The sequence below is a fragment of the Streptomyces sp. NPDC054863 genome, from assembly GCF_053610825.1.
In genome coordinates, this window is the sequence record NZ_JBSGZD010000055.1 from 24,723 (window position 1) to 36,817 (window position 12,095).

A 12,095-nucleotide genomic window follows, 5' to 3' on the forward strand; every position below is an offset into this window, starting at 1 on the left:
TGATTCCTTGGTGCCGCACGGCTGCCGGACGGACGCCCGGCAGGTTCTCCGGCAAGGTGTCAGGCCCTGCCGACAGGCAGCCGACAACGGGCCGACGGCCCTCGACAGGCAGCCGACAGCCTGTTCCTGACGGAGCATCATGAGTGGGACGCCGAGGGCGTCGGGCCTGGCCGACCGGCCGGCCTCACCGGCCAGGCCCATCTCGCCCGTACCGCACGGGAGTTCTTCGGGCGCACGCCTGCCTCTCCATGACGCGCGGCAACCGGGCCGGAGCTCAACCGTGGGCGGATCCCTGTTGCGTCGATTCGGGCGACAGATCCGGCATTTCGGCGTATCTGCGCAGTAGGGTGCCGTCCCTGGGGTAGTGAGTGGATCTTCCCTCTTCCTTTCCTGACCGAGGAGCCCTCGTGATGTGTCGTCGTGCCCCGGGCGGGCGTGCTGTGGCGGTGCTCGCCACCGCAGCCTCCGCCGCGTTCACTCTCACCGTGCCGGGCGGGGCCGCCGCCGCCCCACCGCACGCACAGCAGCGACCGGCGACTCAGGCAGCGGGGAACGGCGACGTGCTGAGCTCGGAGCCGGGCGTCTTCCACCTGGACCCGCTCAAGGCGATCAAGGTCGACGCGGGCGTCCACCGCCTCATGTACCGCACCACCGACCGCTCGGGGAAGACCATCGCCGTCACCGCCACCGTGCTGAACCCCAGGTCTTCTCCGTACGGTCAACGCCCGATCGTCGCCTTCGCCCCCGGCACCCAGGGCCTCGCGGACAAGTGCGCCCCTTCCCGCCAGCTGGCCGAGGGCACCGAGTACGAGGCGCTGCCCGTCAAGAAGCTCCTCGACCGGGGCTACGCGGTGGTGGTGACCGACTATCAGGGGCTGGGCACCCCCGGAGTCCACACGTACATGGACCGCGAGGCGCAGGGCCGCGCCGTCCTGGATTCCGTCCGGGCGGCCCAGCGTCTGAACGCCGTGGATCTCCCGGACGCCGGTCCGGTCGGGCTGTACGGCTACTCCCAGGGCGGCGGCGCGGCGGCGTCCGCCGCCGAACTGGCCCCGGCCTACGCACCCGAACTGAAGATCAAGGGCGCCGTCGTGGGCGCCCCGCCCGCGGACATGGACAAGGTGGCCGCCCGCATGGACGGCTCCGCATACGGGGCGTTCTTCAATTACGCCCTCTCCGGCCTCTCCACCGCGTACGGCATCGACATCGCCCCGTACCTGAACGCCCACGGCAAGCGCGTGACGAACGACCTGCGGGACAACGTGTGCACGACGCAGGCCCTCGCCAAGTACCCCCTCTTGAACTCGCGTTTCCTGACCAGGGACGGGCGTCCGCTGACCGAGCGCCTCAAGCACGCTCCGTGGGCCGCGATCGTGGCCGAACAGAAGCTCGGCAAGCGCAAGCCCGCGGTACCCGTCCTGCTCTCCCACAGCGCACTGGACGACGTCGTTCCCCAGCAGGTCGGCAAGAACCTGGCAGCCGACTGGTGCCGTCTGGGGGTGACGGTGAAGTTCGTCGGCAACCACATCCCCGGGCACATCGCCGCGACCGAGGGCGCCAGCGGCGCAGGACTCCCCTGGCTCGTGGACCGCTTCGCCGACAAGGCCGCGGCGGGCAACTGCTGACCCCGTGCTGAGCGAGGCGGGCACGGCCCTCCACCCGTAACCCCGCGGCGGACAGCGGATGCGGCGGACAGCGTCACGTCGACGAGCATGTCCGCCGCGTCCGGTACATGGTCCCCTGGCCGTAGGCAACGGGTGCGGGACGCTGCGGGCAGGGGCGTTCTGTGCGTGTCGTCGTCGCCCACGGCCGAGGGTCGGGCGGGCGGGGTGTGGCGGGGCGTCCGCCGGTCTGACGGTCGGGAGGAACTGGGGTGTGCGTGAGTGAGGGTGCTGGGGAGCGTCGGGATCTGGTGGAGCGTGGGGGTGAGGTGTGGCTGGTGTTGGGGGCCGGTGCGGCGGAACGGCCGATCACCGAGCGCCTCGCGCACGCGCTGACCGGGGAGTTCGGCGACGGGTTCGCGGTGGTGCGCAGCGACGAACTGCTGATGGGGGTGCGGGGTGGCCGGCTGACGCTGCACGACCTGAGCGGGCGCGAGCTGGCCGCGCCCGCGCTCGCGTACGGCCGGGTGTGGACGCCCGTGGCGAGTGCGGACCGGGAGATCACCCTGCTGCGGCATCTTGAGGCGATGGGCACCGTCCTGCTGAACCCGGCCGGTGCGGTGCTGGCGTGCCTGAACAAGTTCTGGCAGTTGCAGCAGCTCGCACTCGCGGGACTGCCGGTGCCCGACACCCGCACCTACGCGGACGCTCCGCTGGGCGGGGCGATCGGTGCGGGGGTGCCGCAGCCGTGTGTGGTGAAGGCGGTACGGGGGCAACGGGGCGAGCAGGTGTTCCTGGCGCCGGATGCCGCGATGCTGCACGGCGTTCAGGGCTGCCTCGGCCAGGAGGTCCCGTATCTGCTGCAGGAGTACGTCGGGGCCTCGCACGGCCGGGACCTGCGGGTGGTGGTCGTCGACGGGCGCGCGGCCGGGGCACAGGTACGCACCGCCGCCGACGGGGAGTTCCGCTCCAACCTGGCGCTCGGCGGGACCGCCACGCCGTGCACGGGCCGCTACCGCGACGGCGAGGACCTCGCGGTGCGGGCCGCCGGCGCCCTGGGTCTCGGCGTCGCGGGCGTCGACCTGCTGTTCACCCCGGACGGCGGCTTCACGGTCTGCGAGGTCAACGCGAACGTCGGCTGGCGCAGGGAGAGGCAGGACATCACCGCCGCGCTCGTGGCCGCCTGCCGGGCCCGTCTCACGGACGCGGGGAGGCCCGGCCGCCCCTGAACTCAGGCGGCGTGAAGGGTTCTTGCGTACGTGGGCGTCTGCGCGGGCCGGATGTTGCGGTGGATTTCGAGTGCCGCGGTGGACCGGTTGAGGGTGATGTAGTGCAGCCCCGGCGCGCCCTCGTCGAGCAGGCGGCGCGCCATCCGGGTGGCGTGGTCCACCCCGATGCGGTGCCCCTCCGCCGGGTTGCCCCTGGCCGCTTCGAGGCGGTCCGCGAGGTCGGCGGGGAAGCGGGCGTCGGAGAGTTCGGCGAACCGGCGGATCTGCTTCGCGTCGGTGGCGGGCATGATCTCCGGGATGACCGGGGTGTCGCAGCCCGCTGTCGCGAGCCGGTCGCGCAGCCGCAGGTAGTCCTCCACGTCGAAGAACATCTGGGTGATGGCGTAGTCGGCGCCGGCCCGGCACTTCGCGACGAAGTGCCGGATGTCGCTCTCCCAGTCGGCCGAGCGCGGATGCCGCTCGGGGAACGCCGCGACGCCTACGCTGAATCCGCCCCACTCCCTTATCAGGCTGACCAGTTCGTGGGCGTGGGTGAGGCCCTGCGGGTGCGGGGTCCAGGGTCCGCGAGGGTCGCCCGGCGGGTCGCCGCGCAGCACGAGTACGTCGGTGACGCCCGCGTCCGCGTACCGGCCGACGATGTGCCGCAGTTCGGCCACCGAGTGCCCGACGGCGGTCAGGTGGGCGACCGGGCGCAGGGTCGTCTCGGTGGCGATGCGGGTGATGGCCTCGACGGTGCTGTCCCGGAAGGATCCGCCCGCGCCGTACGTGACGGAGACGAACGTCGGGGCCAGGGCCTCGACCCGGCGGATCGTCTGCCACAGGGCGCGGTTCCCGGCCTCGGTCTTCGGCGGGAAGAACTCGAAGGAGAAGGTCGGCGCGCCGGTGTCTGCCAGGGCGTCGCGCAGGGTGGTCATGGCGGGGGCCTCCTCGGCCGGTTGACGTACAGCTGACGTGGTGCGCGACGAGGCGCGGACGAGGATCCCTGGAGGATGCGGGTCCGCGGCTCGACCGTGCGCCGTTCCGCTGCCCGGCGGTGTCGTGGCTCGGGGCGCGGCAGCAGGGCGACCGCTTCACGCGCCGCTTCACGTATCGCTTCACGCGCTGATTCACGCGCCGCTTCACGTATCGCTTCACGCGTTGATTGACGTATCGCTTCACGTGCCGCTTCACGCAGGAATGGGGTCCTCGCGCGCTTCAGAGGACCCTGACGGCGCTCTCCGCGTGCTTCTTCGCGAGCGCGAGCGTCGCCGAGCTGTTGCGGCCGAGCGCCTCGCGCACGTACCGGCGGGCCTGCGCCACGTCGGCGTTCTCGCCGAGCACCTGCTTGATGTTCTCGGGGCGCAGCACGACGCTGTGCTGCGAGACGACGGTGACGCCGGTCGCGTCCGGGACGACGGACCACTCGCCGGTGTGCGCCGACATCAGCAGCGGGGTCGCCGTCTGCTTGTAGACGATGCGGCCGGCGTGCGGGAAGCAGACGCGGACGGACTCGGTGGTGTGCGAGGAGCCGTCGGCGGTGACGGTGTCCATCGACATGACCTGCACGCCCGGCTCGTCCTCGGTGAGGTCGAGGCGGGAGACGTGCGGGAGGAGTTCGGGCCAGTCGCCGACCCGGTAGAGGAAGTCGTAGACCAGCTCGGCGGGGCCGTTGACCCGTACCGAGTCCTCGAAGGAGATGACCAGGTCGTCCAGGTCCTGCCAGCGCTCGGCGAGCTGCTTGAGGTTGGCCAGCTCGGCACGGCTGTTGGTGTCGGTGGCGCGCTCCACCCAGGCGACGTCGGCGGCGTTGTCGTCGGCGACCGTGAAGTCGTGGTGCAGGGTGAGCCGGGAGCTCGCCGGGCCCCGGGACTCGACGATCCAGGCGCCGCCCATGTCCTGCACGGGTGCGGCGGCCACCTCCTGCCGGAAGTCCACCCGGTGCCGTGCGACGTCCAGGGTGCGGCGCGAACTCCAGGACTTCACCTGCCCGTTGGCTGTGACCCACATCCGCAGGCGCTCGGTGGTCCCGTCGAACTCCAACTGCTCGACGTGCACGTTCGGCGGGAAGAAGAGCGGCCATCGCACCGCGTCGCCGATCAGCCCGTAGACCACGCCCGCAGGCGCGGCGACGGTCACTTCATGCGTCGTTCGGTGCACTCGATCGGCGGACATGGGCGATCCTCTCTCGCGATCGGGACTGGATCTCGATCCTGTCCTGAACCGCTCGACGCCCGGACGAGTCCGGCCGGAGGACTGCTTGAGTCCGAACGCGGCGTGCCACCCGGCAGGCGCGGCCCAGGAGTTCGGCGATCTCGCGGTCGCGTACGAAGAAGTGGTCGCCCGGCACGGTGCGGCGTACGCAGCCTCCGGTGGTCCAGCGCTGCCAGGCGTCCACCGCGGCGGCGTCGACCGCCGGGTCGCGGCGGCCGTCGACGGCGAGCACGGGCACCGGCAGCGGACCGCCGGTGGCGGGGTCTGTCGCGGCGGCGCGCAGGGCGTCGGCCAGGACGACGTCGTCGCGCAGTACGGGCAGGACGGTGCGGTGCCAGATGCTGCCCCGCTCGGCGAGCAGCCCGGTGGGCGCGGCGCCCAGGTCCCCTACGAAGCTGAGGAGTTCGGTGTCGGAGAGGCCGCAGGTGTCCCGTATCGGACCGGTGTCCGGGGCGGGGCAGGCGCCGACGGCGAGGAACTCGGGAGCCGGGAGCCCGGCCTCCAGGAGGGCGCGGGTGAGGGTGTAGGCGACCAGGCCGCCGAGGCTGTGTCCGTACAGGGCGTACGGGCCGTCGGCTGCCGCGGCGGCGGCCAGCGGGCCGAAGAGGTCGCCGAGCAGCGCGTCCCGGCCGGTCGGTCGCGGTTCACGCCGGCGGGCCTCCCGGCCGGGCAGCAGCACCGGCACGATGTCGGCTCCCCGGCCCGACCGCTCGCGCCAGCGGTCGAAGCTGGAGACCCCGGCGCCGGCGTGCGCGAAGCAGTACAGCCTTACGTCCATGGGCCCGGAGCATCCTCCAGCCGGGTGGAGTACCGCTCGATGCGGCCTCCGGCCTCCGGGCTCCGAGCACGGGCCCGACGCCCGGGCGGGCGTTCCGTACAGACCCGGGCCGCCGTGCGCCCGGCCGCCGTCGGACGGTCGTGCGCCCGGCCGCTCTCCGAGGGCGCACGACCGGACCGCGCGCGGTCAGGCCGCGTACAGGTCGAAGGTGGAGCTGCGGCGCGGTCCCGAGACGACGTCCAGCTGGGGGTCGACGGCGAGCATCGCCTGGTGCAGCCGCTGGAGCTGCGGTGCGGGCTCCACGCCGAGTTCGTCGACGAGGCGGCGGCGCAGCCGGTGGTAGAGGTCCAGGGCGGTGGCCTGCCGGCCGGCCCGGTAGAGCGCCACCATGGCCTGCGAGTGCAGCCCCTCGTGCTGCGGGTGCCGGGCGATCAGGTCGACCAGTTCGGCGATGACCTCCACGTGCCGGCCGAGCCGCAGGTCCGCGTCGATGCGGCGTTCACGGGTCGCCAGACGGCTCTCCTCCAGCCGCATCACCTCTATCTCCAGGATCGGGCCGACCCGTACGTCGACCAGTGCGGGCCCCTGCCACAGGTCAAGGGCCTTGCGGTAGGTGGCCGCCGCCCTCTCGTCCTCGTTCTCGTCGAAGGCCTGCTGCGCCTCGCCGACCAGGCGCTCGTACTCGTGTACGTCGACGGATTCGGCGGGCATCTGCAGCAGGTAGCCGCCGTGGCGGGTGGCCAGCACGTCCTTGGCGGTGCCGGGAGCGCCGGGGCCCATGGCGGTGCCGAGCCTGCGGCGCAGCTGAAGGATGTACGTCTGGAGAGTGGTGAGGGCGCTCTGGGGCAGGTCGGTGCCCCAGATCTCCTCCATGAGCGTGGGCACGGGCATGACCCGGCCGGGGTAGAGCGCGAGCAGAGCAAGGATCTGCCGCGGCTTGCCCGCCGTCGGAACGATCGACATTCCGTTGATGTCGGCACTCAGTGGGCCCAGAACATTAATTTTCATGGCTTCCTCCGTAACGGTCTCCGATGCGTGTCGAAAGTGCTCCACCCAGGTGACCGCAGTCCTTTTTCAACATTCGACGGACGACTGGCAAGGTAACCGCGTTCCGGGCACGGCCTCCTCAATCTCCAGTGGCTTTCAGGCGTTTCTCTACGGTGCAGAGGGACTCGACGCCGCGCCCAGGGCGGCTCAAGTCGCGCTTGCACCAGGGGCGTTGGGGCAACGAACCGTCTATTGTCCGAATTTCCGAGAGCCGTTCGGTTTCTTTCACGGAAACCGGAGCCGGGGCCACCGGCCGGAAATCGGTGAGGCACGAGGAGGAGAAGGCGAGGGAGCGATGCAAGGGATGCAATTCCGCATTCTCGGTCCCCTGGAGATGCAGGACGAGCGGACCGGCCTGCGAATCCTCCCGACGGGTGCCAAGCAGCGCGCCCTGCTGGGTGCCCTCGTGGTGAAGTCGGGGCAGGTCGTGTCCGTGCACCGGCTGATCGACGAACTGTGGGGCGACCGCCCCCCGGCCAACGCGACGAACGCGCTGCAGGCCCATGTGGCCCGGCTGCGCCGGCTGCTGCCCGTGCCCGCACCGGGGTCGGGCGAGCAGCACCACGAGTGGATCGCGACGTCCTCGCTCGGCTACGTACTGCGGCTGGGGCCCGGCACCCGGGACGTCGACCGCTTCAACGAGCTTGCCGCACAAGGCCGTTCGGCCGCCGAGAGCGGAGACCACGAGCACGCCAGGGGGCTGCTGCGCGGCGCGCTGGCCCTGTGGCGGGGGCCCGCGCTGGAGGACGGCGTGCGCGGGGAGATCTGCGCGGCCGAGGCGGCCCAGCTGGAGGAGAGCCGACTCACCGCCCTGGAGACGCTGTACGACATGTGTCTGCGGGCGGCACGGCACGGCGAGATCATCGGCGAGCTGGAGGAACTGACGGCCGATCACCCGATGCGGGAGCGGTTCTACGACCTGCTGATGGTGGCCCTGTACCGGTGCGAACGCCAGGCGGAGGCGCTGAGCGTGTACGACAGGGCGCGCAGACACCTGTCGTACGAACTGGGCGTGGAGCCGGGGCCTGCGCTGCGCAGCCGCATGGAGGCGATCCTCAGGCACGACCCGGAACTCGCGGCGCCGGACGCGGTGGGGCGGGTGGTGCCGGGGCCGCTGCCGGTGGTGCCGGTGCAGGAGGTGCCGGTGCAAGCGGCTTCGGTGCAGGGGGCGTTGGTGGGAGCGGCTTCTGTGCAGGGGGCTTCGGTGGGAGCGGCTTCTGTGCAGGGGGCTTCGGTGCTCCGGATGCCGCCGCTGCCGTCCGGGGCGCGCGGCGCGCCGTGCGAGCCGTCCGCGGTGCTCGGGCTGGGCAGGGAGATCGCCCGGCTGCAGTACCGCATCGAGCAGCTCTCGCGGGAGCAGGAGGAACTGGTGCGCCGGTTCGACCTGTTGGCCGGTCGTGCGCTAGGAGCCGGTGACGACTCCCGCGGCGGGAACCGGGGTACGGGCGGGCAGCGCCACCTCGCGCGGTGAGGCGCGGCTCCAGGGGAAGCCGTCGTGGAGCAGGAGCCGCCGGGGCACGGTGTCCCCGGAGCGGTCCACGGCGAGGGACACCAGGACCTTGGGGCGCGGTCGGAACTCGGCAAAGGTCCAGCGGTCCACGGTGTCGTCGGCGGGCGGTCTGAAGCCCAGAACGCCCTGCTCCTCGTCGAGTTCGAAGGCGAACGAGTCGAAGGGCAGTCCCAGACCGAGGCCGCGGGCCTTGGCGTACGCCTCCTTCAGCGTCCACAGCCGCAGGGTGGCGCGGTCCCGTACGCTGCCCGCTTCGATCGTCGCGAGGTAGGCCCGCTCCTCGGGGGCGAAGGACTCGACGATCGGCCCGAAGCCGCGTGCGGCACTCCGGTCGAGGCACTCGACGTCGACGCCGACCCGGTGGCCGCGGGCGGAGGCGACGACGTTGTAGCCGCGGGAGTGCGAGAGGTTGAAGTCCAGTTCGTGCACGTCGGCGGGGGGTCCTGCGGGGCGGGCCCGGTCGGTGCGGAAGGTCTCGTCCGCGCGCAGACCCCGGAGGTACGGGCGGCCTCGCGAGGTGCGCCGGATCGTCGCCTCGGCCTCGGGGATGCCGGTCTCCAGAGCCAGCACGCGGCGGACGAGGCAGTGGGCGACGAGGTACTGGCGCCGGTCGCGTGCGAAGAGGAACCGGCGGGCGGTCTCGTGCTCGTGCTCGTCCAGCCAGTGCCCCGCGAGCCGGCTGCCGGTCGCCTCGTCGAGCTCGTCGTTGGGGCAGAACCAGAGCTTCACGGTGTCGGGGCCCGGCCCTGCACCACCCGGGGCGCTCTCGGTGAACTCGGGTCCCGGCAGCCCGGTCATGGGTCCCGGCCGCCCGGTCACGGATCCTGACAGCCCGGTCACGGCGCTCATCCGCCCGCCGGAGTTCGCCCGGACCGGGCGGCCCGCACCGGGCCGGCGCCCTGGGCGCACCGGCCGGGAAGCATGAAGATCCGGGTCATGGTGGTCCTGTTCCTCAGGAGTGCTGGGGCAGCAGGGTCAGTGCCTGCTCCACGGTGACCCTGCCGTCGCGCACGGCACCGAGCAGGGCCTCAAGACCGGCGCTGCCCTCCCCCGCACCGGTGGGCGCGGCAGGAGCGGAGGGGAGGAGCGGTGACGCCGGGGGTACGGGCACGGCGGTACGGGTGCAGACGTACGCGGCGAGGGCGGTCAGGTTCGGACGGTCGTAGAGCACGTCGGCCTTCTCGTCCATGCCGTAGGCGTGGTTGAGACACGCGACGAACTCGACGGCGAGAATCGAGTCGAGCCCGAGGCTGCTGAAGGGGGCATCGGCGTCGATGTCCCAGGCGTCGCAGTACAGGATCTCGGCGAGCTGCTCGCGCAGGGTCTCCAGTACGCCGGCACCCGGATCACCGGCGGCGGGGGCCGCCGAGGCGGCCTGCGGGAAGAGCGGAACACTCGGCTCCGCCACCACTCCCCCGGTCACGGCCGCCACATGGCGGGCGAAGGCGCTCGGCGTGGGGTGGTCGTACAGCTCGGTGGCCCTGAGGTCGGTGCCGAACCTGGCGTTCACCAGCGCCACGAACTCCACGCTGAGCATCGAGTCGACGCCGAGCAGCCGGAAGGTCTGATCCGGGTCGAGGCGCTCGGGCTCCGTGCGGAGCACCCCGGCGAGGACTTCGCCGACCTCCTCGGCCACCTGGGCCGCGGACGCGCCGTTCCGCGCCGGGACGAGGTGGGCGGGGTCCTCGCCCGGCGGCCGGAGGGCGATGTTGCGGTCACGAATCATGGCTGACATCTCCTGTGGGGGTGGTCTCCTGCGGGATGCTCCTGCGAGGGCTTCCGTACGTGTACCGGACGCGTACCGGATCCGGACGCGTACCGGATCCGAATGGGTACGGACCTGGAGTGGGTACGGACCCGCGCGCCGACCCGGACGCGGACGCGGTGACGCCCCTCCCCCGGCATCCTGACCGGTGGTGCTGACGCAGCGCTGATCGGCACCTGACGCGCAGGGCTGCCGACGGGATCCACCGGACTGCGGCGCGGCACCGGCTAGCGGGCGGCGGGCGGCGGCCTGTGACGGGGGGCGGCGGACGACTCGGCCGCCTCCGCCTCCGTCGCCGATTCCACCCCCGTAGCCAATTCCACGCCCGTTTCCGCTCCCGCTCCCGTTTCCGCTCCCGCTCCCGTCGACACCCGCCCCGCCAGCCCCAGCAGCAGACCGGCCAGCAGCCCGCCCACGAACACCGCCGCGGCACCGATCAGCTGACTGGCACTCACCGCGTTCCCGAAGGCCTGGTGGACCGCGCGCAGACGCTCCGGGTCCGCACCGGCTTCCGCGAGGGCCTCGGCCAGCGATCCCGAGGCATCCGCCCCGGGCGGCAGCAGCGCCGCGAAACGCGAGCCCAGGACCGCGCCGAGGACCGCCACCCCCAGCCCGCCACCGAACTCCGTGAGCGTTCCCTGCACCCCGGCACCGACCCCTGCCTTTGCGGTCGGGATCGACGACATGATGGCAACGGTCATCGCGGGCAGGGCCAGCGAAATACCGGAGCCCATGACCACGAGCCCCACGAGTATTCCCCCGTAACCGGCGCCGGGGCCCGTCCCGAGCACCGCCACCACGACGAGGCCGATCGACAGCAGGGTCATCCCGAGCGCGATCGCATACGCCTCCCCCACCCTGGCCAGCAGTTTGGCGCCAGCACCCAGGAAGTTGAGGCAGACGATCGTCAGGGCCAGCGGAGCAGTGCGCAGACCGGCCTGCAAAGCCTCGTAGCCGAGCACCAGTTGGAGGTGCTGGGTCAGCAGGAACATCGATCCGGCCATGCCGAGTGCCACCAGCATTGCACCCGCAACCGCTCCGTTGAAGCGGCGGTTGCGGAAGAAGGCCATGTCCAGCATCGGGTGGTCGACCTGCAGCTCCCAGCGCGCGAAGGCGCCGAGGGCCAGCACGCCGACCGCGGCCGGCCACAGCACCTGCGCGGACAGCCACCCGTGCTCGGGGCCGGAGATGATCGCGTACACCACGCCCACCATGCCGATCATGGAGAGCACCGCACCGAGGTAGTCGGGCCGCTTGCCCTGCGGGGACCTGGTCTCCGGCACGAGCCGGGAGACGGCCACCAGCCCCAGCAGCGCGACAGGGAGGTTGATCAGGAAGATCGCTCCCCACCAGTAGTACTCAAGGATCACTCCGCCGATCAGCGGACCGGCCGCGATGCCCAGCGAACTGACCGCACCCCACAGGCCGATGGCCTTCGGCCGCTCCTCGTCGTCGAAGACCTGCATGACCACGGCGAGGGTGGTGGTCGCGAGCAGCGCTCCCCCGACGCCCATCCCCGCACGGGCCGCGACGAGCTGGCCGGAGCTCTGCGCGAAGGCCGCCGCCGCGGAACCGAGGCCGAACAGGAACAGCCCGGTCAGGAGCATCAGCCTGCGGCCGTAGCGGTCGGCGAAGCTGCCCGCGGTGAGCAGCAGCCCTGACTGCACCAGGGCATAGGCGTTGACCATCCACTGGATGTCCGCGGTGGACGCGCCCAGGTCTGCGGTGAGTACCGGGATCGCGATGTTGAGGATGGTGTTGTCGAGCAGGACGACGAGCTGGGCCAGGCAGATCACCGCCAGGATCGCCCAGCGCCTGGGATCGCGCTCCACCAAGGCCGTCGGCTGTGTGAACAAGGAATTCCTCCTGCAATCCCGCCCTACTGGGGCGGGTTGCCGTGCTTGCGGGACGGCAGGTCCGCGTGCTTGTTGCGCAGCATCGCGAGTGAGGCGATGAGGACCGAGCGGGTTTCGGC

The 12,095-nt window shown here is 72.0% G+C and carries 10 protein-coding genes; 3 read left to right on the forward strand and 7 right to left on the reverse strand.

Features of this window, described 5'->3' with window-relative positions:
- The first annotated feature begins 410 nt into the window (after positions 1-410).
- Positions 411-1,625 carry an alpha/beta fold hydrolase gene (locus ACWGIG_RS13560; RefSeq protein ID WP_453321726.1) on the forward strand — a complete coding sequence of 405 codons (1,215 nt, stop codon included), beginning with the start codon at positions 411-413 and terminating at the stop codon, positions 1,623-1,625.
- Between the two features lie 254 nt (positions 1,626-1,879).
- A complete protein-coding gene (locus ACWGIG_RS13565; protein ID WP_453321727.1) occupies positions 1,880-2,830 on the forward strand; it encodes a RimK family alpha-L-glutamate ligase in 951 nt (316 codons plus the stop codon).
- Positions 2,831-2,832: 2 nt separating this feature from the next.
- Here the strand turns inward: ACWGIG_RS13565 and metF are convergent, their stop codons facing one another.
- The 4 genes from metF to ACWGIG_RS13585 all read right to left on the reverse strand — a co-directional run bounded on the left by metF (position 2,833) and on the right by ACWGIG_RS13585 (position 6,806).
- A complete protein-coding gene (metF, locus tag ACWGIG_RS13570) occupies positions 2,833-3,744 on the reverse strand; it encodes a methylenetetrahydrofolate reductase [NAD(P)H] (protein WP_453321728.1) in 912 nt (303 codons plus the stop codon).
- Positions 3,745-4,024: 280 nt separating this feature from the next.
- Complete coding sequence (locus ACWGIG_RS13575; protein WP_453321729.1) at positions 4,025-4,981, reverse strand: aromatase/cyclase; 957 nt, start codon at positions 4,979-4,981, stop codon at positions 4,025-4,027.
- Positions 4,947-5,798 (reverse strand): thioesterase II family protein, encoded by an 852-nt coding sequence (locus tag ACWGIG_RS13580; protein ID WP_453321730.1) that lies wholly within the window; start codon positions 5,796-5,798, stop codon positions 4,947-4,949. The genes ACWGIG_RS13575 and ACWGIG_RS13580 overlap by 35 nt, the downstream gene beginning before the upstream one ends.
- Positions 5,799-5,984: 186 nt before the next feature.
- Positions 5,985-6,806: an AfsR/SARP family transcriptional regulator gene (locus ACWGIG_RS13585; RefSeq protein ID WP_453321731.1), complete on the reverse strand. Its 822-nt coding sequence runs from the start codon at positions 6,804-6,806 to the stop codon at positions 5,985-5,987.
- A gap of 343 nt (positions 6,807-7,149) precedes the next feature.
- Between ACWGIG_RS13585 and ACWGIG_RS13590 the strand changes: the two genes are divergently transcribed.
- Positions 7,150-8,316 carry an AfsR/SARP family transcriptional regulator gene (locus ACWGIG_RS13590; RefSeq protein WP_453321732.1) on the forward strand — a complete coding sequence of 389 codons (1,167 nt, stop codon included), beginning with the start codon at positions 7,150-7,152 and terminating at the stop codon, positions 8,314-8,316.
- On the opposite strand, the gene ACWGIG_RS13595 is transcribed toward ACWGIG_RS13590, so the two are convergent.
- The 3 genes from ACWGIG_RS13595 to ACWGIG_RS13605 form a co-directional block, all read right to left on the reverse strand.
- On the reverse strand, positions 8,248-9,204 hold the full coding sequence (locus tag ACWGIG_RS13595) for a 4'-phosphopantetheinyl transferase family protein (RefSeq protein WP_453321733.1): 957 nt from the start codon (positions 9,202-9,204) through the stop codon (positions 8,248-8,250). The genes ACWGIG_RS13590 and ACWGIG_RS13595 overlap by 69 nt on opposite strands.
- 103 nt (positions 9,205-9,307) lie before the next feature.
- Complete coding sequence (locus ACWGIG_RS13600) at positions 9,308-10,081, reverse strand: acyl carrier protein (RefSeq protein WP_453321734.1); 774 nt, start codon at positions 10,079-10,081, stop codon at positions 9,308-9,310.
- A gap of 266 nt (positions 10,082-10,347) precedes the next feature.
- The gene (locus tag ACWGIG_RS13605; RefSeq protein WP_453321735.1) at positions 10,348-11,976 is read right to left on the reverse strand and encodes an MFS transporter; all 1,629 of its coding nucleotides are present in this window, start codon (positions 11,974-11,976) and stop codon (positions 10,348-10,350) included.
- Positions 11,977-12,095: the final 119 nt, after the last annotated feature.